Origin of the sequence: Pyxidicoccus caerfyrddinensis (genome assembly GCF_010894405.1) — a bacterium.
Classification (GTDB): domain Bacteria; phylum Myxococcota; class Myxococcia; order Myxococcales; family Myxococcaceae; genus Myxococcus; species Myxococcus caerfyrddinensis.
Genome location: NZ_JAAIYA010000008.1, coordinates 515,096 through 537,248 on the forward strand (window position 1 = coordinate 515,096; position 22,153 = coordinate 537,248).

The following is a 22,153-nucleotide window of genomic DNA, read 5'->3' on the forward strand; positions in this document are numbered from 1 at the left end:
TGCGTGGGCGCTCGACTCACGCCGCGGCCGTCTCGCGCGCCATCCTGCGCAGGAGGAAGGGCGAGAAGTGGCCGGCGTAGCGCTCCCGCACGCCGGCGAGCCGCCAGTCGCGGCCCGTCACGGTGCGACGGCACGCCGGTGCACCACAGTTGCACTCGCGGCGCATGACGTACGTCTCCGCGTCCATCCACAGCGCGTAGTCGGCCGTGAGCTCGCCGCCCGCGGGGATGGGCCGCCTCGCGCAGAGCGTGAGCGCGTCGTGCATCCACAGGTTCGAGTCACAGGCGTGATTCATGAAGTCGTCGGGGCTGCACTCCTGGTCTGGCAGCGCCGCGATGACCACCCCTTCGGCGATGGCCACCGAGGTGTGGTCCCGCACACCTCCGGCGTCGCGCACCGAGGCGGGGAGGATTCGGCCGCCCCAGCGGATGACGAGCTCACCCTCGGCGATGGGTCGGTCGGTGAAGAGCCCCTGGCCCTGGATGGCGGAGGGGGCCACGTACAGCCCGCTCCTCAGCCAGCCCTGGATGTCGAGCATGCGCGACTCCTCTAGAATCTGATTCTAGAATCAAGTTCTAACCGGGGGCCGCCGCCCGCGCAATTGCCTCCAGGTCTCCTACCCACGGGGCCCTTGTGATTCCGCGCACTTGCCCGGGCGAAAAGCCCCGGGAAATTCGGAGTGTCGATCTCCCTGAGGCTCGTTCGTCGTAGGGCTGGAAGCAGCGCAGACCCGGGCCCTTCACAGAGACCTCATGCCATGCTGTTCCTGCCCTTCGACTTCATCTTTTGCATGAGCACGCTCGCACGGGAGGCGAGCCCCGCCATGAGCCTCGCGAAGAAGCTGAACCTCAAGGACGGAATGAAGACCCGCGTCGTCGGCAAGCCCGCGGGTGTGGACCTCGACGACGTGGTGACCACCACCTCCGCGAAGGCAGAGGGCCTGCTCGTCTTCGTGAAGAACCTCGCCGAGGTGGACGCGAAGTGCGCGCCCCTCATCGAGGCCGCGAAGGCGGACCGCATCGCGTGGGTGGCGTATCCCAAGGCGGGGCAGCTGGACACGGACCTCAACCGGGACATCCTCTGGCGGCACCTGGAGAAGCAGGGCATCCAGGGCGTGCGTCAGGTAGCGCTCGACTCCATCTGGAGTGCCATGCGCTTCCGCCCGGGCAAGTGAGCGGAGTCCTCGCGCCGCGTGTGTGAGGAGCACGGCGCGGGTGGGACGTCATGCCCGGCCTTGCACGGATGGCCGGGCCTGCGTAAGTCGAGCGCCGTGACGGCCACCGAGACGCAGCGCGCGATTCACGCGGTCTGGAGAATCGAATCGGCCCGGCTCATCGCCGGCCTCACGCGCTTCGTGCGCGACGTCGGCCGCGCCGAGGAGCTGGCGCAGGACGCGCTCGTCGCCGCGCTGGAGCAGTGGCCGAAGTCAGGCGTCCCGACGAACCCGGGCGCCTGGCTCATGGCCACCGCGAAGCACCGCGCCATCGACGAAATCCGCCGCAACCAGCGGCTGGAGCGCAAGCACGAGGAGCTGAGCCACGAGATGCAGGCCTGGCAGGAGCAGTCCACGCCAGACCTGGACGCGGCGCTCGACGACGACGTCGGTGACGACCTGCTGCGCCTGGTCTTCACCGCATGCCATCCGGTGCTGTCGTCCGAGGCGCGCGTCGCCCTCACGCTGCGGCTGCTCGGCGGCCTCACGACGGACGAAATCGCTCGGGCCTTCCTCGTCCCGGAGCCCACCGTCGCCCAGCGCATCGTCCGGGCCAAGCGCACGCTGGCCGAGGCGAAGGTGCCCTTCGAGGTGCCGCGCGGGCCCGAGCTTGCCGAGCGGCTGTCGTCGGTGCTCGGCGTCATCTACCTCATCTTCAACGAGGGCTACTCCGCCACCGCCGGGGATGACTGGATGCGGCCGGAGCTGTGCCAGGACGCGCTCCGCCTCGGGCGCATCCTCGCCGGCCTCACGCCCAACGAGCCGGAGGTCCACGGGCTCGTCGCGCTGATGGAAATCCAGGCGTCGCGGATGCGGGCACGCACCGGCCCGACGGGGGAGCCCATCCTCCTGCTCGACCAGAACCGCGCCCTCTGGGACCAGCTCCTCATCCGCCGCGGGCTCGCCGAGTTGGACCGCGCCGAGCAGAGCGGCGCCCCCCGGGGCCCATACGTGCTGCAGGCCGCCATCGCCGCCTGCCACGCGCGGGCGCGGACGCCGGAGGCGACGGACTGGGCGCGCATCGCCGGGCTCTACGGCGAGCTGGTCCAGCTCATGCCCTCCCCCGTCGTGGAGCTGAACCGCGCCGTCGCCATCTCCATGGCCTTCGGCCCCGCGGAGGGGCTGAAGCTGGTGGACGCGCTGCTGCCGGAGCCCTCGCTCAAGAGCTACCACCTGCTGCCGAGCGTGCGGGGCGATCTGCTCTCGAAGCTCGGCCGCTTCGACGAGGCCCGGAAGGAGTTCGAGCGCGCTGCCTCGCTCACGCGCAACGCACGTGAGCGCAAGCTGCTGCTGGAGCGCGCCGAGGCGTGCGCCGAGTCCTCCCGGGCGCGGCACTAGGCCCGGGCGCGGACGGGCCACGGCTGGGCGCGCATGCCCGCGGCCCAGTTGTTGTTGCGGCCGTCCCAGTAGCGGACGGTCAGCTCGCTCAGGTCCACGTCATCCAGGCAGTTGACGTAGACGCTCTGGAAGTCGCCGCCGATTTCCGGCACGTGGCCGCCGCCGAAGACCTGGATGCCGCACTTCTTGCAGAAGGCGCGGTAGTTGGGGCTGTTCCCCTCGCTGTACCGGCCCAGGCTCTCCTCGCCGGACACCAGGCGGAAGGCGCTCGGCTTCACCACGACGCTCGTGGCCCCCACCTTGGTGCAGATGGTGCAGTTGCAGCGGCTGACGGGCGCGGTGAGGTCCAGCTCGGCCTCGAAGCGCACGGCGCCACACCGGCAGCCGCCCGCGTGCGTCTTCAGGTTGCTGGAGGTCTTCTGGGTCTGGGTCTCGCTCATGACGGGTTCTCCTGTGCGGCGTGAAGGACAGGAAGAGTTCTAGGCCCCCGTCGTGACAGCCTTATGTCAGGTTTCACCGGAGGGGAGCGCGTAGTCGAATTCGTACGCGTGCTGGCCCCCGGTGATGATGATTTTCATGGCGCCGGAGAGCCCCTCCAGCTGCCCCGTGCCGGAGTCCGGCACCACGGTGAGGACGAGGTGGGACACGCCGCGCGTCATCGTCCCCGAGTGCTGGAGGGCGAACGTCCCGGTGCGGCCGTGCAGGCTGCCGGTGACGCGCTCCAGGGCCACGTACCCGGCCGAGTTCTCGACGGGCGTCCTCACCGCGAGCATCTGTCCCTGGCTCGTCGCCGTCAGGTCACCGTGGAACTTCTTGTCGAGGGCCAGCCGGCCAATCGCCGAGGCCTCGGCCCCCGCGTCCGGGGCCATGGGGGACAGCTTGACGTCGAATGCTCCGCTCGCGCGCTTCGTCATGGCGTCTTCACTCCTTGAGTGGCCCGTCAGATACGCCCTCGCGCCGCGCTGCGATTGCAAAAACGCGACACCTGCCCAGAATGCCGGACAGTGAGCCGCCCCCGTCGCGACGCGCCCCGTGGCGTCCTCCAGCGCCGCGCGCCCGAGGGCCGGATTGCCCATGAGCGCTTCGCGCCCTCCCCTCTGCTGGAGCCCTTCGTCCAGCACTACTGGGCGGTGCGGTGGGATTTGCGCGGCGAGCCGCCCGTGCTGGCGGAGACGCTGCCGCACCCGTGTGTGCACCTGGTCTTCGAGCGGGGACGGGCCCGGGTGATGGGCGTGCAGACGGCGCGCAGATTCAGACGGTACCTGCGCGGCCAGGACCGCGTCTTCGGCATCAAGTTCCGCCCGGCGGCCTTCCAGCCCTTCCTCGGCGCGCCGCTCTCGCGCATCACCGACCGGGGCCTGAGCCTGCGCACGGTGTTCGGCCCGGAGGCCCATGCGCTGCGGGACGCCATCCTCGGAGAGCCGGACGCGCGGCGGTGCGTGGTGCTCGCGGAGGACTTCCTGTGCAAGCGGCTGCCACCGCTGCCCGAGGAGACGGCCCGGCTGAGGGACCTGGTGGAGCGGCTCGCCGCGGACCCGACCATCCTCCGCATGGAGCAGGTCGCCGCGCTCGCGGGGCTGGAGCCGCGCAAGCTGCAGCGCCGCTTCGGCGCGGCCGTGGGCGTGAGCCCCAAGTGGGTCCTCCAGCGCTACCGCCTCCACGAGGCCGCCGAGCGCCTCGCCCGCGCGGACGTGCCGGACATGGCGAGCCTCGCGCTGGAGTTGGGGTACTTCGACCAGTCGCACTTCATCCGCGACTTCAAAGCGGTCGTGGGCCGCCCACCGGCCCGGTACGTCGCCGAAGCGCGGGCGAGCAGAGCGGGACGGCGGGGAACCGGCTTTTCCGGCGCTTGAGCCCCGAGAAGCCCCAGGTGCTCGCCAAGCAGGACAGGTGCAAATTTTCAATCGGGCCTGATTGAGGCGACGATTGCTCCCAGTCGTCGCCCGTCCCCTGGCTCCAGGAACGCCCCCCTTCATGCCCCGCATCCAGATGCAGACGGCCCGGTCCGCCCAGCAGGACCCGGTCGCCGTCGCGGAGGAGCTGGTGTCCCAGCTCTTCGGCCCCACCCCGAAGCTCGTCACCCTCTTCGCCTCGCGCGAGCGCGACCAGCACGCCCTCAACCGGGCCGTGCGCGAGCGGCTGCCGAAGGGCACCCGGCTGGTGGGCGCGACGACGGCGGGGGAGCTGGACAACCGGGGCATCCACTCGGGCTCCGTGGTGATGGGGGCGCTGTCCGGTGACTTCGAGGTGGGCCTGGGGCTGGGCCTGGGACTGTCGATGGATGCGCTCGCCGCCGGGAGACAGGCCATGCGGCGCGCGTGTCAGGAGCTCGGCGTCCGCCAGGAGGACCTGGACCCGCGGCGGTACGTGGGCGTCGTCATGGACGATGGCTACCGCTACAAGAAGGAGGAACTGCTGCTCGGCCTGCTGGAGCGCAACCAGGGGCTGGTGCTCGTCGGCGGCGGCGCGAGCGACCACGAGCCGGACCCCGCGAAGCAGTCCGCCCTGCTCCACGTGGACGGAGAGGTCGTCACCGACGCGGCCTGGATTGCACTCCTCCACACCCAGGCGCCCTGGGCCGCCATGCGCTCGCACTGGTACGTGCCCACTGGGGAGCTGCTGCGCATCACCCGCGTGGACGAGACGCACACGCGCGCGCTGGAAATCGACGGCCAGCCGGCGGCCCGCCGGTACGCGGAGCTGCTCGGCGTGGGCGTGGACGAGCTGGAGTTCGGCAAGCCGCGCGGCTTCTCGCTGCGTCCCACGGCGCTCAAGGTGGGACGCGAGTACTTCCTGCGTTCACCGTGGAAGCCGCTGGAGGACGGCTCCATCCTCTTCGCCAACCTCCTGGAGGAGGACACGGAGCTGGAGCTGATGAGGCTGGGGGACCTGGTGGACTCCACCCGGCGCTTCTTCACCGAGGAGGTTCCGCGCCGCGTCTCCCGGCCCCAGGCCGCACTGCTGTTCCACTGCGGCGCGCGGATGGGGATGGCGCATTCGCTGGGCCTGGCGCCCGCGCTCGCGGACACGCTGCGGTACGCGCCGCCCGCCGTGGGCTCCAACGTGCACTTCGAAATCTATTCGGGGTTCCACATCAACACGACGCTGACGGCGCTGGTGCTCGGCGCCACGCCGTGACGCCGGGGCTCAGGTGGCCTCCTGGCTGTCCTTGAGCAGCAGCGCCAGGTAGCGGCTGAACTGGACGATGCCGAGCGAGGCCAGCTCGCGCTCCAGCTCCTCGCGCCGCCAGTGGAGGTTGGCGCACTGGCGCCGGGCCGCGACGAGCTCCAGGCCCAGCACTTCCAGGCTCGTGGTCCGCGACTTCAGCGCCAGGGCGAGCGAGGGCGCGCTGCGCGGGCGCTCCAGGTCCTCCATGCCGGCCAGGACCTCCGCGCCCAGGGAGTGCAGCTCCTTCTCGCGACGGGCGCGCTTCTCCATCAACTGCTGGATTCGGGCCTCTGCCTCCGCCAGCTCCCGCTGCGTCGTGGCGAGCGACGCCTGGAGCTCTCCGTGCCGCTTCAGGGCCGCCTGCCGATGGAACGCGGAGCGCGCCCACACCCACCCCAGGCCGCCCGTGAGGCCCAGCCCCACCCACCACGCGGGAGACAGGGCGACGCCTAGGACAGCGGACAGGCCGCCCGCGAGCAGGAAGCCGTTGGCCACCCGGCGGTCCTCCACCGGCACCGCGGCGGGCACTGGCGCGGACGCGGACGCGGGGGCGGGGACCATGAAGCGCGACACCTCGAGCGCGGCAGTGGGCGCCGGCACCGCGGCAGGCGCCTTCCCCGGAGGCAGCGCCGCCTTCGCCGCGCTTCGTGGGCCCACCGCGGCAGCAGGCACCTGGAGGCCGGCGAGGGCCGGCGCGTCCAGGGGAGGCACTTCGTGCGGGGGGCGCGTCAGGAGCGAGTCCAACAGGAAGGACGCCACCGCCCTCACACGCTCGTGGGGGGAGGACAGCAGGGCCTGGAACAGCGGGGAGCGCTGGCGCTCGACGAAGTCCTTCTTGCGGAACAGCAGGCAGTCATCACCGCCCTGGAACCGCGCCCAGAGCGCGGGCTCGTGGGCCAGGGCGACGAGGGAGGCCCACACCACCCAGGCTGAGAAGTGGTCCAGCCGCTCATTGAAGAAGTCCGGAGCGCGGTCCGGGTGCTGGTAGTTGGCGTGCCCGCGCTCATGGCTCCGGCGCCCGGCGAGGGCGGGGACGAACATGCCGTCGTAGTCCACCAGCCGGAGCCCTTCGGGAGCGATGACGACGTTGCCGTGCTGCAAGTCCCCGTGGGCCACCCGCACGCGCCGCAGGTCCGCCTGAAGTTCCACCCAGGCGGCGGCCAGGTTGAACAGCGCCCTGGGCGACGCGTGGTGCTTGTCGACGTGGCGGGCCAGGGACTCGCCCTGGACCCACTCCATCTTCACGACGGGGAACCAGTCCCCGTGCACCTGGATGCCCCGGTCGAGGAAGGTGACGTCCACGGCGCACGGCATCCGGTTCGCGGACAGGTGCCGGATGATTTCCGCGTAGCGTGCCGGCTGGTCTGACTGGATGGGCCGGGTGAAGCAGCGCACCGCGAAGGCGCGCTCGCCATGGTTCAGCTTGTAGACGGTGGCGAAGTTCCCCGCACGGGGCCGGGGCAGTCCGGCCAGGGCCCCCGCTTCCACCAGCTCCGGCACGGCCGCCTGGAGCTCCGGGTCCGCGAAGGCCTGGTGCGGGTGCTGGATGGCCGCCTGGTAGTCACTGTCGGAAGGGAGCTTCACTCACTTCTCCACGGAGAGCTGGAGGAGCGTCACGTCGTCGTTGCGGATGGCCTTCCGCGCGCGCAGCCGGTCGATGAGTGCTTCGAACGCGGCCCTGCCCTCTCCTGACAGCGAGCCGGGGAGCTCCGTCCAGGGGGACAGGCCGCGCTCGTGCTCCGCGAGGAACCAGCACGCCAGCGCGTCCGTCATCAGGAAGAGCGTGTCGCCGTCCCGCAGGTCTCCCGAGGCAACCTTCACCTGTGCGCCCACGCGTCCGTTCTGGTGCACATGCGTGGAGAGGAGGAACGGGGTGGAGCCGAACGCGGCGGACTGCTCCAGGGGAAGCTGCGCAGGAGCCCGCCGCGACGCAGCTGGAAGAGGCACGAGTCCCCCACCGCGAGCGCCTCCCACGTGCCGGAGCAGTCCACCGTGGGCTGCTCCGAGAGCCGCACACCCAGGAGCGTGGCGAAGGCGCCCTCGCGGAGCTTCTCCTCCGCGTACCAGGGCAGCGGCTTCGCGCCGACGTGCGCGTGCCACTGCCGCTGGAGCTCGGGGAGGACGGCGAGGAGCCCCTGCGCATCGGGAACTTCGCCGCGCGCGAAGGCGCCCGCCAGCAGCCGGGCCCAATGGCCGGAGAAGAGACTCTCCGTCGCGCCATCCGCGACGGCCGCGAGGAATGGCGCGACACCGGAAGCGCCCGCACCTCGGGACGCGCCCGCGCTTTCGGGGGCGTACGCGTCCTCGTTCTCGGAGGGCTGGTTCCCGGCCTTCTGCAGCGAGACGGCTTCGAGGCGGATGCGCACGAACGTCCCCTAGCGCAGGTTGCTCGGGCGCGTCCCGATGTTCAGGAACTTGATGAGCGAGATGATGTCCGCGTTGAAGACGAAGCCCCGCGCGCCTTCGCCCACCTGGAGCCCCTCCTCGCGCGCGGCCGACAGCATGCCCGGCGTCAGCCGGCTGGAGAGTCCGTAGAGGAGCCGGGCGTGCGCATCCGGCAGCCCCGCGTCCGAGCTGGGGAACTGGATGGGCGTGAACGCGTGCGCGGACAGGTGCACGTTGAGCAGCAGCACCTCGCCGTCCGTGGTGCGCAGCCCGCGCAACTCGGACGCAACCGCCGTGGGGTCTCCGTCGGTGGGCTGACCGTCGGAGATGTTCACGACGATGGGCGGGAAGCCGTCGGGATACCGGCGCACCCAGTCCCCCACGAGGCTCGTCGCGCGGCCGAGCGCCTGGCACATGGGCGTGGCGCCGTTGGCCACCGACTCGAACCAGATGGGGAAGCGGACCTTCTCGCGCACCAGCCCGCCCATCCCGTCCTCACGCTCGCGCGTGCGCTCCTCCAGCCGAGCCGGGGCGTGGCCAATCTCGCTGACGGGCACGAGGCTCCGCCCCGCGAGCGGCCCCCGGAAAGCAGGCCCCACCTCTCCGCCGTAGCCCAGTACGCCCAGGTGGAAGTAGTCGCGGATGCCCTCCTCGCGGGCACACCGGACGACAAGGTTCTGCAGGAGCCGGTTGGTGACGTCCGCCACCCCGTCCGCCTTGCGCCGCTGGGAGCCGCTGAACGGTTCCTCCATGGAGCCGGACTGGTCGATGAGGATGAGGATGCACGCCGGGTTTGTCCGGCTGATCTCCGCCGAGTACGCCATGGTCTCCTTCGAGCAAGCCGTGATGGCAGGGGCCGAAAGCGTAGTGCAGCCGGGCCCGGGCCAATAGTCCGGAGCGCGGGTTCACGCAGGTTCCGGGAAGGCACTCTCCGACCACGCGGTGCCGTCGAAGCGCAGCAGGCTGCGCGGCCCCACGGACCACAGCACGTCACCCGCGGCGTCCAAGCGATGGGTCAGCGGCCGGTGCGCCCCGCCGGGCGTCACGTTGGTGAAGGTGCCCCGCGCGTACGCGTGGAGGCCGTGCAGCCCCGAGGTGAGGTAGAGCTTCCGGCCGAAGGGGCAGATGGACCAGAAGCTCTCCCCCGGCGCGCCATGCCGCAGCGCGCGCCATCCGCGCCGACCTCCCCGGAACAGCGCGCCCTCCGCGCCCGCCACCACCACCTCGCCCCGGGAGAGGCAGCGGACGGCATACAGGTGCGCGCGCGTTGGCGGTTCCAGGTAGCGCCAGCGCGAGCCGTCGAAGTGCGCCGCGACGCCATCCAAGCCGACGACGTAGAGGTCATCCCGCGCGACGCCGTCCAGGTCCAGGAAGGCATTCTCCCGCCAGGGGTCCAGGCCCCGCTCCAGCCGGAGCCAGGAGCCCGACTGCACGCGGTAGACCTGCCCGCCCCGGCCGCAGGCGAAGAACGCACCGTCCACCGCGCGCACGCGCTCCAGCGGGCCGCGCGCCTCGGCCTCGGTGATGACGTACTCGCGGAAGCGGCCACGGATGCGCCAGGGCGTCAGGGGCCGTCCCCACTCCCCCACCCATGTCACCAGGCCGTGCCTTCCCAGCGCGCAGACCAGGCCGTGGTGGTGCGCCACGGAGGTGATGGAGTCGTGCGCCACGTCGTGCGTGAGCCACGTGTCCGCGAGCTTCAGGTGGATGCGGGAAGCACTCCCTTCGGTGGCGCCGACGACGAGGGTGTCGGCGTCCACGGCGACTCCGTCCGAGAAGGACACGGCGGCCATGGGGCGACTAGCTCGCGGGCGGGGACTCACCGCCCTCGGCCGGCTCCACGCTCCGAGGGTCGAGCACCACGGTGAGCACCGGCCGCGAATTCGTGAGCAGCGGCGCGAAGAGGGACGGCTGGCCGGGGTCGTCGAACACCGTCGCGAAGTCCTCGGGCGTCAGCGCGCGCACCAGCCGGGCGGCGAACGTCTCTCGCAGCAGGCGCACGTAGTACTCGACGTCGTAGTCGCGCGCGGCAGCCGTGTTGCTCGCTGCGCTGTCGTCCTCGGGGTCCGGCAGCAGACCCGCGCGGCCACCTATCGCGCGGTAGATGCGCACCCGCTCGCCCACGGCCCAGTCCTTCCGCCCACCTGAGAGCATGGCCTCGTAGGACAATTCGCGCCGGCGCTCGCGGATGGCCAGGTACTGCGACGGGCTCTTCGTCAACCGCACCCGCGAGGACACTTCGAAGGTGGGGACCTGCCGCCTGCGCAGCGCCATCACCGTGGAGACATAGGCGTCGCGCACACCGGGGATGTCGCCCGCCAGCAGGCAGCGCAGCGCGCGGCGCAGGAAGTCCTCGCCGAAGGGCTCCGCCCGACTGGAGCGGAAGGCCACGCCCCGCAGCACGAGCGCCCCGTCATACGGCTGCAGCGCGTAGTTCTTCGGTTCGTGGGACAGCATCGCCGCGTAGCGCCCGTCGAACTCCAGCTTCACTCGGGGCGGCAGCAGCGCGGCGACCTCGGAGACCACGCGCCGCTCGTCCAGTTCGCGCCAGTCCTCCGGCACCGCGAAGTACACGCCGTCCGTGTCGGCCTCCAGCAGCGTGACGCCCCGCCGCGCCAGCTCACGGCACAGCAGCGCCAGCACCTCGCGCCCGTGCCGCGTCACCTCGTTGGCGGCATGCACGTCCGAGAAGCGCGTGAGCCCCACCGCGCCCAGGTAGCCATAGGCCGAGTTGACGACAATCTTCATCGCCGCGGAGAGCGCCTCGTGCGTGTAGCGCTCCGCCGAGCCGGGGGGCGCGGCCTTCGCCTTCGCCTTCGCGGCCAGCCGCTGGTCCACCAGTCGCTCCACCATCGCGAGCAGCGCGCCGAGCCTGTCCCGCTTCGGGCCGATGCGGTACTGGCGCATCAGCGACGGGTACAGGCTGGCGACGTCCGCCTTCACGATGTGCCGCGCGACGCCGGTGGCGAACAGGTGCAGCGCCGCGCCGCTGTGCGACGTGCCGTCTCCCGCCTCGTGCGCGGGCAGCGCCGCCCCCGCGCGCAGGTAGGCGCGCACCAGCAACGGGTCCAGCACACCGGTGGCGGGCCCCGCGTCCGCGAGGCGCTCGTAGCGGCGCGGCGCCATGCGGGCCAGCGCGAAGGCGGCGCCACCGAGCAGGCGCGCGAGACCCGCGGCCTCGTGCACGTCGTCGCGGGCGTAGCGCTTCACCCGCTCCGGGTCCTTCAGGAAGACCTCGTGGACCTTCGCTCCGGGGATGAGCTCGCGCTCGGGCCCGGCGAGGCCGAGGTGCTTCGCCACCACCTTGAGCCCGTGGCCAGGGAGGTCCCTCGCGGAGAAGTCGTGCCGGAGCACGGCGTCCAGCGTGTCGATGAGCTCGCGGCCCGGCACGGTGTACCGGCTGCGGCGCATGGCGTCCGAGCGCCCCCCCGTTCCGCGTCCTACCGCGGCCCCGCGCGAGGCCGGGCGCTGGCGCAGTCCTGGAGAGCCCGCGCGCCCCAGTGAGAGCGGCACGTCCAGCAACCGCGCGCGTCGCGCGAGGAAGGGCAGGTCGAAGCCGTGCAGGTTGTGGTTCTCGATGACGTCCGGGTCATGGACGCGGATGCGCTCCATCAACCGCTGGATGAGGTCCGCCTCGGCGGCATCGTCGTCGCCCCGCGCGTCCAGCACCTCCGTCCCGCCCGCCGGGTCTCTGAGAGCCACGAGGAAGATGCGGTCCTTCTCCGCGTCCAGGCCCGTCGTCTCCAGGTCGAACTGCAGGCGGCGCAAATCGTCGAAGGCCAGGTCGCGGAAGTACGTGCGCCCGGAGGCGGTGAGGTACTGCTCCTCGGGCGGCAGCGACAGCGCCGTGTTCGCGTCCAAATCACGCAGGTGCCCGAAGGGACGCCCCAGGCGCCGCGACGCCCCGTGCAGCACCGCCGCCGACAGCGCGCGTCCGTCATTCGCGCGGACGAGGTAGCGCAGCGCGCCCGGTCCCTCCAGCTCCTCCCACGTCACGACATTCGGACCGGGGCCCTCCTTCTCCGGACGGAGCCGAGGCCCCAGGTGCGCCAGGTCCTCCAGCGAGGACAGGAGGAGCCAGGGACGGAAGCGCACGTCCTCGCGCACCAGCCCACCCCCGCCGGGTGGCCTCCGCCACACGAAGGCGCGACCGTCGGGCTCCGCCCACACCGAGACGATGCCCGGCGTCGGGTCCCAGCCCCAGAGCCACTCATCCTCCATCGGGTTGGCCATGAGGGTGGCTGCAGGGGCAAGGCCCAGTCGCGGGTGACCGTCGAGAACGCTCATGATGCAACCCGCTCCGTGCTCGCGATGCAAGGTGGGAAGGCCCCGCGCGGGGGTGGCTGAGTGTCATCTTGAGGCACCGGTGTGACAGTGGTATGTCAGGTTTCCTCGCCATGCAGCGCACCGAGCGTCTCTTCGCCCTCGCCGAATACCTCCGGGGTCGCCGCACGGGAGTCACCGCGGAGACCCTCGCCGAGCGCTTCGGCGTCACCATCCGGACGATTTATCGGGACCTGGATGCCCTGCGCGCCGCGGCGATGCCGGTCGCCGCCGAGCGCGGACGCGGAGGTGGCTACGCGCTGGACCGGAGCTACAGCCTGCCGCCGGTGAACTTCACCGCGCGCGAGGCCGCGCTCGTCGTCGCGCTGGGGCGCTTCGCCATCGACATGCGCCTGATGCCCTTCACCGACACGCTGGAGTCGGCGCTCGACAAGGTGCGCTCCGCGCTGTCCACGTCCGCGCAGCGTGAGTTGCTCACACGGCTGAAGGAGCTGTCGTTCCTCGGCGTGCCGTCGCTCCCCGCGAAGAAGGCCGTGCGCGAGGCGATAGAGCGCGCGTGGTTCGAGCAGCAGCCGATCCGCATCACCTACGTGGACGGCAACTACCTGGAGACGAAGCGCGACGTGCGCATCATGTCCGTCATCATGGACCGGCACGAGACGCGCATCGACGCCGTCGAGCTGGACAAGGACGAGCGCCGCCCCTTCCGGCTGGACCGCATCACCCACGCCGAGGTGCTGCGCACCGTGCCGTAACGGGGGCTACCGCTTCCGGGAGGACCGCGCCTTGCGGGCGGCGACGGGGGCCGGCCTGGGTGCCCGCACCGGTGGGCGCCCGCCGCGCTTCACTTCCTCCCGCTCCGGCTGGAGGTAGCCAATCACCAGCGCGCACAATTCGTCCGCGAAGTCCTCGCGAGCGAGGTACTCGGGGCGGTCCGCCAGCGCCGCGTGGGTGAGCGACTCCACGGTGTTGAAGATGATGAAGGCGGCCATGTCCAGGCTCCGTGGACGCAGCGTCCGGGCGTGCGGCTCCAGGAAGGTGCGCACCATCCGGAGCATGCGCACGGCATAGGGGTCCACCTGCTGGAGCTGCCGCATCCGGGGGAGCTGCTCCGCCAGCACCTGGTGCAGCCGCGGGTTGGCGGCCTTCGTCGCGAGCAACTGGCGGATGAGCAGCTGGAGCGCCTCCCGCAGCGTCGCGCCGGACACCCGGGCGAAGCCCTCCTCCAGGTCGGTGAGTCCCTCCGCCCGGTAGCGGTCCATCACCGCCATCACCAGCGCCTCCTTGCTGGAGAAGTACTGGTACACCGAGCCCACGCTCACGCCCGCCACGCGCGCGACGTGGTTGGTGCTCGCGGCGTCGTACCCATCCCTGACGAGAATCTGAGCGGTCGCGGTGATGATGGCGTCACACGTCGCCTGCGCACGGGACTGGCGAGGCTTCCTCCGAGGAGGGAGCGGGGTGCTGGACGTCATGGAGGGCTCCTGGCCGAACGCGAGCAGTAGGCGAGTTGAGAACGTGAGTTCGCGCTCACATTCTCTAGCACATGACCGCTCCGAATCCCCGTCCCTCCTCCGTCCTCTCCCCGGGCCACCGGGCCCTCATCACCGGTGCGTCCGGTGGCATCGGCGAGTCCTTCGCCCGCCTGCTGGCCGCGCGCGGCCTGGACCTCGTCCTGGTGGCGCGCTCGGAGGGCAAGCTCCGCGCGCTGGCCACCGAGCTGTCAGCGGCGCACGGCATCCGCGCCGAGGTGCTCGCCACGGACCTCAGCCGCCCGGATGCCCCGCGCCAGCTCCATGCCGCGTGCGAGGCGCGCGGCCTGCCCGTGGACCTGCTCATCAACAACGCGGGCTTCGGCTCCCTGGGGCCCTTCGACGCCAATCCCTTCGAGCGGGAGCACGAGCAGGTGATGCTCAACGTCACCGCGTTGATGGACCTCACCCACCTCTTTCTGCCCGCCATGCTCGCTCGCGGGACGGGCGGAATCATCAACGTGGCCTCCATCGCCGGCTACCAGCCGGTGCCGTACATGGCCGTGTACGCGGCGACCAAGGCCTTCGTCCTCTCCTTCACCGAGGCCCTGTGGGGCGAGACGCGCGAGCGCGGCGTGCGCGTGCTCGCGCTGTGCCCGGGCCCCGTGGAGACGGGCTTCTTCGAGGTGGTGGGCACTCGCGACGCGGCCGTGGGCCCCATGGCCACGCCCGAGGCCGTGGCCGCGGAGGGCCTGCGGGCCCTGGAGCAGGGTCGCGCCTCCGTCATTCCGGGCTGGCGCAACCGCATCCAGTCCTCCCTGCCCCGCATCTTCTCCAGGACGCTCATCCTCCGCGTCGCCGCGCGGATGATGAAGCCCCGCCCCCCCGCGACGCCTACGCTCGCCCCGGGCGCGGCTCCCGCCCGCAGATAGCGTTGACGGGCCCGGCCGGCCTCATTAGGATATTGACCAGTCAATAATCCATCATGGCCCGGCCCGTCACCATCCAGGACGAAGACATCCTCAAGGCCGCGCGCGAGGTGTTCCTCGAGCGCGGCATGCGCGCGACGAGCCTGGAAATCGCCGAGCGCGCGAAGGTCTCCCCGGGCATCCTCTTCAAGCGCTTCAAGACGAAGGAGGCGCTCTTCCGCGCGGCAATGGCGCCGCAGGGAGACCCCGAGCACCTGCTCCCCATCGACCTGGACGCCCGGGTGGGCAAGGGCAGCGTCGAGGACACGCTCGTGGAGTTGGGCACGCACCTGCTGGAGCAGTTCTCCAGCTTCACGCCCACGACGATGATGGCCTGGAGCAACCGCCAGGACGCCGAGGAGGGCCCGCGCACCCAGCACCCCATGGCGAGCGCCTCGGAGCGCGCCGCGAGGAGGACGCGCAAGGTGGCGGACTACCTCGCCGCCGAGGCCCGGCTGGGACGACTTCGCGACGGCGACTTCGACATCGTCGCGCAGACCTTCATCGGCGCCCTGTGGCACCACAACTTCCTGCAGGTGGTGGTCGACAAGGTGCGCAAGCAGCCCTCCGCGCAGCAGGCGTATGTGCGCGGCGTGGTCCACTCCCTCTGGGTGGGCCTGGCCCCCGAGCGCCCTCCCCGGCGCTGACCGCCGACGAGGCGGTACCCACGCCTTCTTCATGCACCATTAATGATTGACCATTCAATTACGAAGTCCACATGCAGCCAGGAGCGAGAGATGATCCTCATCACCGGAGCGACGGGAAACATCGGCAGTGAGCTGGTCCAGCAGTTGTCGGCGCAGGGAGCGCCGCTGCGCATCGTCACGCGCGACGAGCGGAAGGTGGCCCACCTGGATGCCCGCATCGAGCGAATCATCGGCAACCTGGGTGAGCGCGCCACCGTCCAGCGCGCGGTGCAGGGCGTAGAGCGCCTGTTCATGGTCACCCTGCTGACCGGCGAAGGCGACACGGCGGACCCGATGCTCATCGAGGAGGCACGACGGGCCGGAGTCCGGCACGTGGTGAAGGTCTCCTCGCTGGGCACCTCGGGGAACAGCCGGATGGGCCGGCAGCATCGCGAGAAGGAGCGTCTCATCGAGGAGTCGGGCATGGCCTGGACCTTCCTCCGGCCGGGCTCGTTCATGTCCAACGCGCTCCAGTGGAGCGGGCCCATCCGCGCGCAGGGGAAGGTGTTCACTCCGACAGCGGATGGCCGGGTGGCACCCATCGACCCGAAGGACATCGCGGCGGTCGCGGCGGTGGCACTCACCTCCCCCGGCCACGAGGGGCATATCTACGAGCTGACCGGGCCGGAGCTGCTGAGCGCGCATGACCAGGTGCGCATCCTGTCGGGCGTCCTCGGCAAGCCCATCCAGTGTGTGGACGTGCCCGTCACCGTCGCGGGGGAGAACGTCCGCAAGTCCGGAGCGCCCGAGTGGATGGTGGAGGGGCTGATGGAGCTGTGGACCGCCATCCGGTCCGGCAACGGCGGCATCCTGAAGCACGACGTCCAGCGCGTCACCGGCCGCCCGGCTCACACCTTCGAGCAGTGGTGCCAGGAGCACCGCGCCGCGTACTCCTGAGCGGCGCTCCCGCGCATGCACTCCACCCGCGTCCGGGGCTAGGTTTGCCTCATGGCCCGACGCTGGATTGAAGTCCGCTCGTACAACCTGAAGCCGGGAACGCGGCAGTCCTTCCACGACCTCTTCCTGCGCGAGGCCCTGCCGATGCTGAAGCGCTGGAAGGTGGACGTCGTCTCCGCGGGCCCGTCCCCGCAGGACGACGTCTCGTACTTCCTCATCCGCGCCTACGACAGCGTGGCGGACCGGGACCGCAGCCAGGACGCCTTCTACGGCAGCGACGAGTGGCGCAAGGGGCCTCGCGAGGCCATCCTCGCCTTCATCGAGAGCTTCACCTCGGTGATGCTCGAGGTGGATGAAGCCACCATCCAGGACCTGCGGCGGACGGGCGCGGACCTGTCACGCTAACGCGCCAGGGGCCTTGCGCTCAGGAGAGGCGGCGCAGGAAGCCGCGCACGTGGTCGGCGATGACGTCGCCGTGGTCCTCCAGGGCGAAGTGGCCGCTGTCGAGCAGGTGCACCTCGGCGCCGGGCACGTCCTGCTTGAAGGCCAGTGCGCCCTCGGGGGCAAAGCCCGGATCATTCTGCCCCCACACCGCGAGCAGCGGCGGCTGGTGCTGGCGCAGGTACGCCTGCCACGCGGGGTAGGACGCGACGTTGGTGCGGTAGTCGTAGAAGAGGTCGAGCTGTACGTCGGCCACGCCAGGCCGCTCCAGCAGCAGCTGGTCCAGCAGCGCAGCATCCGGGTTGACGCGGCTGGAGTCCCGGATGCCCGTCGCGTGCTCCATCTTCCGGAACTCGCGCGTGAAGATGCCGCGCACGGCCGCCTCCGCCGCCGCGTCGTCCCGGTTCGCCCACAGCGCGCGGATGGGAGCCCACAGCGGCGTCAGCCCCTGCTCGTAGGCGTTGCCGTTCTGCGTGACGATGCCGGTGATGCGCTCGGGGTGCCGCGCCGCGAGCCGGAAGCCCACGGGCGCGCCGTAGTCCTGGACGTACAGCGCGTAGCGCTTCAGCCCGAGCCGCGTCGTCAGCGTGTCCACCACGTCGGTGATGGCCTCGAACGTGTTGGGCCACTCGCCCCGGAGCGGCGCCGAGCTGTGGCCGAAGCCCGGGTAGTCCGGGGCGACGACGTGGAACTCGTCCTTCAGCGCGTCCATCAGCTCGCGGTACATGAAGGACGAGCTGGGGAAGCCGTGCAGCAAGAGGAGCGTGGGGGCCGCCGGGTCTCCGGCCTCGCGCACGAAGATGGAGAGCCCGTCGATGTCCACGGTGCGGTAGCGGAACGCCTTCGCATCGGACGTGGGCTGCGAGCCGCTCGCGAGGGCCTGTCGCCGGGAGACCGGGACTGAAGAGGCAGGAAGCTCAGGTGTCTTCATGCCCCTAATCTACGAGCCGCCCCCCTGCCCCGGTAGACCGACTCGCGGCATGACACCTTGGACATGGATGTCATAAATGCATCCCACGCATGGAGACCCTCACGACGATGGCCACGTTCGTCCGCGTGGCGGAGACGCGGAACTTCACCCGGGCGGCGAGACAGCTGCGGACCACGGCGTCGGCGGTGAGCAAGAGCGTGGCGCGGCTGGAGCAGCGGCTCGGCGTGAAGCTCCTGGACCGGACCACGCGCCGCGTGTCGCTCACCCAGGAGGGCACGCTCTACTACCAGCGCTGCGTGCGCATCCTCGGCGAGGTGAGCGACGCGGAGGCCGAGGTCTCCCAGAGCCTCACGAAGCCCCGGGGCCGGCTGCGCGTGACGGTGCCGCCCATCATCGGCCTGCGCGTGCTGGTGCCCCAGCTGCGCCGCTTCCGCGACCGGTATCCCGAGGTGCAGTTGGAGCTGGAGCTGGAGGACTCCATCGTGGACCTCGCCGCCGGCTCCTACGACGTCGCGCTCCGCATGGGAGAGCCCGCCGACTCCCGCCTCAAGGCCCGGCGGCTCGCGCCCATCCGCTACGTGCTGTGCGCGTCACCCGAGTACCTGCGCAAGCGCGGGGTGCCGCGCACTCCCTCGCAGCTCGCGGAGCACGACTGCATCCACTTCCGCTTCCCCTCCACCGGGCGCCTGGAGCCGTGGGCACTCTCGTCGGTGGAAGGCGAGGACGCGCCGGTGCACGTGCCCCGGACGCTGGTCTTCAACCACCCGGAGGCGGTGCAGTTGGTGGCAATGGATGGGATGGGCATCGCCCAGGTTCCGGAGCTCGTCGCGGCACCTGCGCTCGCGTCGGGCCAGCTCGTGGCCGTCCTGCGCGAGCACCTGGTGGAGCGAGGGGCGTACTGGCTCCTCTGGCCACCAGGGCGGGAGCGGCTCCCGAAGCTGCGGGCCTTCATCGACTTCGTTGGCCCGCTGTTCCGCTGAAGGCCGCGCTCCGGACTGCGGCGCTTCCAGCGTGTCACCCGGCTCCGTTCCACCGCATGCCGTCCCCTGCGAGCGCATGGGGAGCAGCACCGGGACGAGCGCGGTCCGAGCGACCCGCTGGAAGCCTCTTCCGAGACGGTGTGTCTCAGTACTCCAGCGGCGGCTGCGGGCCGGGGACGATATCCGCGATGTCGGGGTCGATATCGCCGGGCTGACGGGTGGGGCGCTCAGACTTCTCCTTCTTCCGCTCGGAGCGCTTGACGTCCTTCTCCTGCTGGTGCTGCTTGCGCGCCTGCTCCTTCTGGCGCTTCGTGGATCTTCCTTGCATTGAGCCTCCTTCACTGAAAACAAAAGCCCGGCCCCATCATGAGGAAGCCGGGCCGACGGGTGCTGGAGCCGAGCTCTCAGCCAACGATGCGGACGTTCTCGGCCTGAAGGCCCTTGGGGCCCTTCTTCGCCTCGAACTCCACCTTCTGGCCCTCGGCCAGGGTCCGGAACCCATCCGATTGGATCGCGCTGTGGTGGCAGAACACGTCAGGGCCGCCGTTGTCCTGGGCGATGAAGCCAAAGCCCTTCGAGTCGTTGAACCACTTCACGGTACCAGTCGCCATGTGCTTCTTCTTTCTGCATGCGGCCCGGAGGCCGCCCCAGGTCCCGACGTGGGGTGGGCCAGCCTCTAGCCTGTCAGGGGACCAAAGTCGATTGTGGAAGGTCCCGAATATCCACAGGTTGTCAGCCGTGAAGTGAAACTGGCGGAAGAACCGAAGAATTCCGGCCCCTTGCCCCCCAGGGAAGCGCCCCGCGGCAGTCTCAAACTAATGCGCCAGGGCCCGTTTCGCCCGTTTCCGGCACGCGGGAGTCACGGATTATCCGCGAGCCGACATGGGGGCCGTGGCGGAGTGCGGGCCGGTGCACAAGGCATTCACCTGCCCGCTGTCTTCCGTGTATCCGGACCCCCGCACGGAGGGCCGCATGGCCTCCGTCCCTCCTGGAGGAGACATGCACCACAGCCGGCTTTGCGCATTCGTGATTGATTGCAAGGTGGACGACCTGGACGCCGCCACGGAGTTCTGGAGCCGCGCCTTCGGCCGGCCAGCCAACCCGCCCGACGCCGACAGCCCCAACTACCGGGAGCTGAAGACGGGGGACGGCGAGCCGATGTTGCTGGTGCAGAAGGTGGGGCACCCCAGCCGCGTCCACCTGGACATCGAGACGGATGACATCGAAGCCGAGGTGAAGCGGCTGGAGGCGCTGGGCGCCAAGCGGGTGGAGTTCATCAAGCGCTGGTGGGTGATGGAAGCGCCCTCCGGTCAGCGCTTCTGCGTCGTGCGGCCCCAGCGGGGGCCGCTCGAGGGACGGGCGAACGTGTGGGGCGACGAGGGCGCCTGAACGGCCCGCGCTGCTTCCAGCGCATTCATCAGCCCCCGCTTGCCCCCGAAGTGGTAGCGCAGCGCGCCCGGGCCTACAAAGGCACGGCGCGCGACGGCCTCGAGCGTCAGCGCCTCGGGGCCCTGCTCCCGCACGAGCCCCGCCGCGGCCCGCAGCACCCTGTCGCGCGTTCCCTCGTCGCTCTTCATGCGCACCGGCGCGACGATGAGGTCGAACCACGGCAGCCCGAACATGCTTTCCTCCCCCTGGACTCGAGCCGGGCCCCACGAGGAGACCCGGCACAGGCTTCCCGGCGGGCCCGCCCCGCCAGGCTCCCGGACACCCGACGTGGGCGGGTGTTCCTGGACTCATGCCTACGACGGAGACGCTGCGCGCTTTCTACCGTTAATCCCAGTGATGGTTGGTGATGTGGGACATCACCGAGGTGAATGAGAGGTGACAGCGAAGCAGAGACTCCGGAAGCGGCCGCCCGTCATGGCGGCCACGTCGCTGGTGCTGGACGGGTCCACGGGCGCGCCCCTGCAGGAGCAGCTCGCGGAGGCGCTGCGCGCGGCCATCCTCGCGGAGCGGCTGGCCCCGGGCACGCGGCTCTTGTCGACGCGCGCGCTGTCGGAGCAACTGGACGTGTCGCGCAACACGGTGCTCAACGCCTACTCGCGGCTGCTGTCGGAGGGCTACCTCGTGGGACAGACGGGCTCGGGGACGTACGTGGCCCGCGAGCTGCCGGAGCGGCTGCTCTCCGTGCGCCGCGCCACCGCCCGGGTGCCGGAGCGCCGCGTGGACGCGCCCGCGCTGTCGAAGCGGGGCGCCGCGGTGGCCTCGATGCCGCCGCTGGAAAACCCCGCGGCCGGCATGGCCCCGGGACACATGGCCTTCCGCATGGGCCTTCCCTCGCTGGACGGCTTCCCGAGCGAGCTGTGGGGCCGGCTGCTCCACACCCGCTGGCAGCGCTCGTGGCGGGACTTGATGTCGCACGTGCCCGCCGCGGGCCACCCGCCGCTGCGCCGTGCCGTGGCGGACTACCTCGCCACCGCGCGCGGCGTGCGCTGCGTGCCGGAGCAGGTGCTCATCGTCAATGGCACGCAGCAGGCGCTGAGCCTGGCGGCGCAGGTGCTGCTGGACCCCGGCGACGCCGTGTGGGTGGAGGACCCGGGCTACGTCCCCGCGCATGGCGCGCTCACCGCCGCGGGCGCCACGCGCATTCCCGTGCCCGTGGACGCGGAGGGGCTGGACGTGGAGGCGGGGCGCCGGCTGCGTCCGGACGCGCGGCTCGCCGTCGTCACGCCCGCGCATCAGTTTCCCCTCGGCGTGGTGATGAGCGAGCGGCGTCGCAAGGCGCTGCTGGACTGGGCGGCGCGCTCGGATGCGTGGGTGCTGGAGGACGACTACGACAGCGAGTTCCGCTACGAGGGGCGTCCGCTGCCCGCGCTCCAGGGGCTCGCTCCGGACGCCCGCGTCCTCTACACCGGCACCTTCAGCAAGGTGCTGTCGCCCGCGCTGCGGCTGGGCTACCTCGTGGTGCCCGAGGCCCTGGTGGATGCCTTCTGCGCCGCCCGCCGGTACATCGACCGGCACTCGCCCATCCTCGACCAGGCGGTGCTCGCGGACTTCATCACCCAGGGCCACTTCAGCCGACACGTGCGGCGCATGCGCGTGCTCTACGCCGCCCGGCAGCAGGTGCTCGTCGAGGCCGCCCGGCGCGAGCTTCGGGGGCTGTTGGACGTGGAGCCCCTGCACACGGGAATGCACCTGGTCGGCTGGCTTCCGGAAGGGAGGGATGACCGCGAGGCCTCGGAGCGTGCCGCCAAGGCGGGGCTGGTGGCGAACCCGCTCTCCGCCTTCCGGCTGCACGGGCAGGGGCGCGGGGCGCTGCTGCTCGGCTACGCCTGCGTGCCGGAGAAGGAATTGGTGGAGGGCGTGTCACGACTGGCGCGGGCCCTGCGCTGATGGGGGCGGAAAGTGGCCCCATGAGCCGGCTCGAAAGTGGCTCTCGTGTGGCGC

Annotated in this window: 26 protein-coding genes; 12 read left to right on the plus strand and 14 right to left on the minus strand. The window is 71.1% G+C overall.

Going from position 1 to position 22,153, the window contains the following annotated elements:
• Positions 1–16: 16 nt before the first annotated feature.
• Complete coding sequence (locus G4D86_RS21975) at positions 17–538, minus strand: SET domain-containing protein (protein WP_163995927.1); 522 nt, start codon at positions 536–538, stop codon at positions 17–19.
• Positions 539–757: 219 nt separating this feature from the next.
• On the opposite strand from G4D86_RS21975, the gene G4D86_RS21980 reads away from it, so the two are divergent.
• Both G4D86_RS21980 and G4D86_RS21985 read left to right on the plus strand, forming a co-directional pair.
• On the plus strand, positions 758–1,174 hold the full coding sequence (locus G4D86_RS21980) for a hypothetical protein (RefSeq protein WP_240360395.1): 417 nt from the start codon (positions 758–760) through the stop codon (positions 1,172–1,174).
• A 96-nt stretch (positions 1,175–1,270) separates the two neighbouring features.
• Positions 1,271–2,551, plus strand: a complete 1,281-nt coding sequence (locus G4D86_RS21985; RefSeq protein WP_163995928.1) for an RNA polymerase sigma factor — start codon at positions 1,271–1,273, stop codon at positions 2,549–2,551.
• On the opposite strand, the gene G4D86_RS21990 is transcribed toward G4D86_RS21985, so the two are convergent.
• The gene (locus G4D86_RS21990) at positions 2,548–2,991 is read right to left on the minus strand and encodes a GFA family protein (RefSeq protein WP_163995929.1); all 444 of its coding nucleotides are present in this window, start codon (positions 2,989–2,991) and stop codon (positions 2,548–2,550) included. The two genes, G4D86_RS21985 and G4D86_RS21990, sit on opposite strands and share 4 nt — an antisense overlap.
• A gap of 66 nt (positions 2,992–3,057) precedes the next feature.
• Positions 3,058–3,465, minus strand: coding sequence for a DUF3224 domain-containing protein (locus G4D86_RS21995; RefSeq protein WP_163995930.1), 408 nt, complete (start codon positions 3,463–3,465; stop codon positions 3,058–3,060).
• Between the two features lie 90 nt (positions 3,466–3,555).
• Between G4D86_RS21995 and G4D86_RS22000 the strand changes: the two genes are divergently transcribed.
• Together G4D86_RS22000 and G4D86_RS22005 are read left to right on the plus strand one after the other, a co-directional pair.
• The gene (locus tag G4D86_RS22000; RefSeq protein ID WP_163995931.1) at positions 3,556–4,404 is read left to right on the plus strand and encodes a helix-turn-helix domain-containing protein; all 849 of its coding nucleotides are present in this window, start codon (positions 3,556–3,558) and stop codon (positions 4,402–4,404) included.
• A 121-nt stretch (positions 4,405–4,525) separates the two neighbouring features.
• Positions 4,526–5,689, plus strand: a complete 1,164-nt coding sequence (locus tag G4D86_RS22005; protein WP_163995932.1) for an FIST signal transduction protein — start codon at positions 4,526–4,528, stop codon at positions 5,687–5,689.
• Between the two features lie 9 nt (positions 5,690–5,698).
• On the opposite strand, the gene G4D86_RS22010 is transcribed toward G4D86_RS22005, so the two are convergent.
• The 6 genes from G4D86_RS22010 to G4D86_RS22035 all read right to left on the minus strand — a co-directional run bounded on the left by G4D86_RS22010 (position 5,699) and on the right by G4D86_RS22035 (position 12,325).
• Entirely contained in the window at positions 5,699–7,303 is a 1,605-nt protein-coding gene (locus tag G4D86_RS22010) for a phosphotransferase (protein ID WP_163995933.1), read from the minus strand.
• Positions 7,304–7,552 (minus strand): PP2C family serine/threonine-protein phosphatase, encoded by a 249-nt coding sequence (locus G4D86_RS22015; RefSeq protein ID WP_163995934.1) that lies wholly within the window; start codon positions 7,550–7,552, stop codon positions 7,304–7,306.
• Positions 7,537–8,085, minus strand: a complete 549-nt coding sequence (locus G4D86_RS22020) for a protein phosphatase 2C domain-containing protein (protein ID WP_163995935.1) — start codon at positions 8,083–8,085, stop codon at positions 7,537–7,539. The genes G4D86_RS22015 and G4D86_RS22020 overlap by 16 nt, the downstream gene beginning before the upstream one ends.
• A gap of 9 nt (positions 8,086–8,094) precedes the next feature.
• Positions 8,095–8,928 (minus strand): vWA domain-containing protein, encoded by an 834-nt coding sequence (locus tag G4D86_RS22025; protein ID WP_163995936.1) that lies wholly within the window; start codon positions 8,926–8,928, stop codon positions 8,095–8,097.
• 81 nt (positions 8,929–9,009) lie between these two features.
• Positions 9,010–9,897 carry a hypothetical protein gene (locus G4D86_RS22030; protein WP_163995937.1) on the minus strand — a complete coding sequence of 296 codons (888 nt, stop codon included), beginning with the start codon at positions 9,895–9,897 and terminating at the stop codon, positions 9,010–9,012.
• A gap of 7 nt (positions 9,898–9,904) precedes the next feature.
• Positions 9,905–12,325: a DNA polymerase domain-containing protein gene (locus G4D86_RS22035; RefSeq protein WP_205519683.1), complete on the minus strand. Its 2,421-nt coding sequence runs from the start codon at positions 12,323–12,325 to the stop codon at positions 9,905–9,907.
• Positions 12,326–12,501: 176 nt separating this feature from the next.
• On the opposite strand from G4D86_RS22035, the gene G4D86_RS22040 reads away from it, so the two are divergent.
• Positions 12,502–13,143 (plus strand): helix-turn-helix transcriptional regulator, encoded by a 642-nt coding sequence (locus G4D86_RS22040; protein WP_163995938.1) that lies wholly within the window; start codon positions 12,502–12,504, stop codon positions 13,141–13,143.
• A 6-nt stretch (positions 13,144–13,149) separates the two neighbouring features.
• Here G4D86_RS22040 and G4D86_RS22045 read toward each other — a convergent pair whose 3' ends face one another.
• Positions 13,150–13,863: a TetR/AcrR family transcriptional regulator gene (locus G4D86_RS22045; protein ID WP_163995939.1), complete on the minus strand. Its 714-nt coding sequence runs from the start codon at positions 13,861–13,863 to the stop codon at positions 13,150–13,152.
• Positions 13,864–13,934: 71 nt separating this feature from the next.
• Between G4D86_RS22045 and G4D86_RS22050 the strand changes: the two genes are divergently transcribed.
• The 4 genes from G4D86_RS22050 to G4D86_RS22065 all read left to right on the plus strand — a co-directional run bounded on the left by G4D86_RS22050 (position 13,935) and on the right by G4D86_RS22065 (position 16,816).
• The gene (locus tag G4D86_RS22050; protein WP_163995940.1) at positions 13,935–14,792 is read left to right on the plus strand and encodes an SDR family NAD(P)-dependent oxidoreductase; all 858 of its coding nucleotides are present in this window, start codon (positions 13,935–13,937) and stop codon (positions 14,790–14,792) included.
• Positions 14,793–14,845: 53 nt separating this feature from the next.
• On the plus strand, positions 14,846–15,475 hold the full coding sequence (locus tag G4D86_RS22055) for a TetR/AcrR family transcriptional regulator (protein ID WP_163995941.1): 630 nt from the start codon (positions 14,846–14,848) through the stop codon (positions 15,473–15,475).
• Positions 15,476–15,565: 90 nt separating this feature from the next.
• The gene (locus G4D86_RS22060) at positions 15,566–16,411 is read left to right on the plus strand and encodes an SDR family oxidoreductase (RefSeq protein WP_163995942.1); all 846 of its coding nucleotides are present in this window, start codon (positions 15,566–15,568) and stop codon (positions 16,409–16,411) included.
• A 51-nt stretch (positions 16,412–16,462) separates the two neighbouring features.
• The gene (locus G4D86_RS22065) at positions 16,463–16,816 is read left to right on the plus strand and encodes an NIPSNAP family protein (protein WP_163995943.1); all 354 of its coding nucleotides are present in this window, start codon (positions 16,463–16,465) and stop codon (positions 16,814–16,816) included.
• 19 nt (positions 16,817–16,835) lie between these two features.
• Here the strand turns inward: G4D86_RS22065 and G4D86_RS22070 are convergent, their stop codons facing one another.
• On the minus strand, positions 16,836–17,783 hold the full coding sequence (locus tag G4D86_RS22070) for an alpha/beta fold hydrolase (RefSeq protein ID WP_163995944.1): 948 nt from the start codon (positions 17,781–17,783) through the stop codon (positions 16,836–16,838).
• Between the two features lie 107 nt (positions 17,784–17,890).
• Between G4D86_RS22070 and G4D86_RS22075 the strand changes: the two genes are divergently transcribed.
• Positions 17,891–18,763: a LysR family transcriptional regulator gene (locus G4D86_RS22075; RefSeq protein WP_205519675.1), complete on the plus strand. Its 873-nt coding sequence runs from the start codon at positions 17,891–17,893 to the stop codon at positions 18,761–18,763.
• 145 nt (positions 18,764–18,908) lie between these two features.
• Here the strand turns inward: G4D86_RS22075 and G4D86_RS22080 are convergent, their stop codons facing one another.
• Together G4D86_RS22080 and G4D86_RS22085 are read right to left on the minus strand one after the other, a co-directional pair.
• On the minus strand, positions 18,909–19,091 hold the full coding sequence (locus tag G4D86_RS22080) for a hypothetical protein (RefSeq protein ID WP_163995946.1): 183 nt from the start codon (positions 19,089–19,091) through the stop codon (positions 18,909–18,911).
• A gap of 76 nt (positions 19,092–19,167) precedes the next feature.
• Positions 19,168–19,374 carry a cold-shock protein gene (locus G4D86_RS22085; RefSeq protein ID WP_163995947.1) on the minus strand — a complete coding sequence of 69 codons (207 nt, stop codon included), beginning with the start codon at positions 19,372–19,374 and terminating at the stop codon, positions 19,168–19,170.
• A 361-nt stretch (positions 19,375–19,735) separates the two neighbouring features.
• Between G4D86_RS22085 and G4D86_RS22090 the strand changes: the two genes are divergently transcribed.
• Positions 19,736–20,152 (plus strand): VOC family protein, encoded by a 417-nt coding sequence (locus G4D86_RS22090; protein WP_275899134.1) that lies wholly within the window; start codon positions 19,736–19,738, stop codon positions 20,150–20,152.
• Here G4D86_RS22090 and G4D86_RS22095 read toward each other — a convergent pair.
• Positions 20,074–20,385 (minus strand): TetR/AcrR family transcriptional regulator, encoded by a 312-nt coding sequence (locus tag G4D86_RS22095; protein WP_205519676.1) that lies wholly within the window; start codon positions 20,383–20,385, stop codon positions 20,074–20,076. The genes G4D86_RS22090 and G4D86_RS22095 overlap by 79 nt on opposite strands.
• A 241-nt stretch (positions 20,386–20,626) precedes the next feature.
• On the opposite strand from G4D86_RS22095, the gene pdxR reads away from it, so the two are divergent.
• Entirely contained in the window at positions 20,627–22,099 is a 1,473-nt protein-coding gene (pdxR, locus tag G4D86_RS22100) for a MocR-like pyridoxine biosynthesis transcription factor PdxR (protein WP_163995948.1), read from the plus strand.
• Positions 22,100–22,153: the final 54 nt, after the last annotated feature.

What these genes read in the sequence shown, in the direction of transcription:
- G4D86_RS21990 (WP_163995929.1), bottom strand. Translation starts at nt 2,991, where the DNA reads ATGAGCGAGACCCAGACCCAGAAGACCTCCAGCAACCTGAAGACGCAC.
- G4D86_RS22095 (WP_205519676.1), bottom strand. Translation starts at nt 20,385, where the DNA reads ATGTTCGGGCTGCCGTGGTTCGACCTCATCGTCGCGCCGGTGCGCATG.
- G4D86_RS22040 (WP_163995938.1), top strand. Translation starts at nt 12,502, where the DNA reads ATGCAGCGCACCGAGCGTCTCTTCGCCCTCGCCGAATACCTCCGGGGT.
- G4D86_RS21980 (WP_240360395.1), top strand. Translation starts at nt 758, where the DNA reads ATGCTGTTCCTGCCCTTCGACTTCATCTTTTGCATGAGCACGCTCGCA.
- G4D86_RS22055 (WP_163995941.1), top strand. Translation starts at nt 14,846, where the DNA reads ATGGCCCGGCCCGTCACCATCCAGGACGAAGACATCCTCAAGGCCGCG.
- G4D86_RS22030 (WP_163995937.1), bottom strand. Translation starts at nt 9,897, where the DNA reads ATGGCCGCCGTGTCCTTCTCGGACGGAGTCGCCGTGGACGCCGACACC.
- G4D86_RS22060 (WP_163995942.1), top strand. Translation starts at nt 15,566, where the DNA reads ATGATCCTCATCACCGGAGCGACGGGAAACATCGGCAGTGAGCTGGTC.
- G4D86_RS22050 (WP_163995940.1), top strand. Translation starts at nt 13,935, where the DNA reads ATGACCGCTCCGAATCCCCGTCCCTCCTCCGTCCTCTCCCCGGGCCAC.
- G4D86_RS21975 (WP_163995927.1), bottom strand. Translation starts at nt 538, where the DNA reads ATGCTCGACATCCAGGGCTGGCTGAGGAGCGGGCTGTACGTGGCCCCC.
- G4D86_RS22075 (WP_205519675.1), top strand. Translation starts at nt 17,891, where the DNA reads ATGGCCACGTTCGTCCGCGTGGCGGAGACGCGGAACTTCACCCGGGCG.
- G4D86_RS22035 (WP_205519683.1), bottom strand. Translation starts at nt 12,325, where the DNA reads ATGGAGGATGAGTGGCTCTGGGGCTGGGACCCGACGCCGGGCATCGTC.
- G4D86_RS21995 (WP_163995930.1), bottom strand. Translation starts at nt 3,465, where the DNA reads ATGACGAAGCGCGCGAGCGGAGCATTCGACGTCAAGCTGTCCCCCATG.
- G4D86_RS22065 (WP_163995943.1), top strand. Translation starts at nt 16,463, where the DNA reads ATGGCCCGACGCTGGATTGAAGTCCGCTCGTACAACCTGAAGCCGGGA.
- pdxR (WP_163995948.1), top strand. Translation starts at nt 20,627, where the DNA reads ATGGCGGCCACGTCGCTGGTGCTGGACGGGTCCACGGGCGCGCCCCTG.
- G4D86_RS22080 (WP_163995946.1), bottom strand. Translation starts at nt 19,091, where the DNA reads ATGCAAGGAAGATCCACGAAGCGCCAGAAGGAGCAGGCGCGCAAGCAG.
- G4D86_RS22005 (WP_163995932.1), top strand. Translation starts at nt 4,526, where the DNA reads ATGCCCCGCATCCAGATGCAGACGGCCCGGTCCGCCCAGCAGGACCCG.
- G4D86_RS22045 (WP_163995939.1), bottom strand. Translation starts at nt 13,863, where the DNA reads ATGACGTCCAGCACCCCGCTCCCTCCTCGGAGGAAGCCTCGCCAGTCC.
- G4D86_RS22070 (WP_163995944.1), bottom strand. Translation starts at nt 17,783, where the DNA reads ATGAAGACACCTGAGCTTCCTGCCTCTTCAGTCCCGGTCTCCCGGCGA.
- G4D86_RS22025 (WP_163995936.1), bottom strand. Translation starts at nt 8,928, where the DNA reads ATGGCGTACTCGGCGGAGATCAGCCGGACAAACCCGGCGTGCATCCTC.
- G4D86_RS22090 (WP_275899134.1), top strand. Translation starts at nt 19,736, where the DNA reads ATGGCCTCCGTCCCTCCTGGAGGAGACATGCACCACAGCCGGCTTTGC.
- G4D86_RS22085 (WP_163995947.1), bottom strand. Translation starts at nt 19,374, where the DNA reads ATGGCGACTGGTACCGTGAAGTGGTTCAACGACTCGAAGGGCTTTGGC.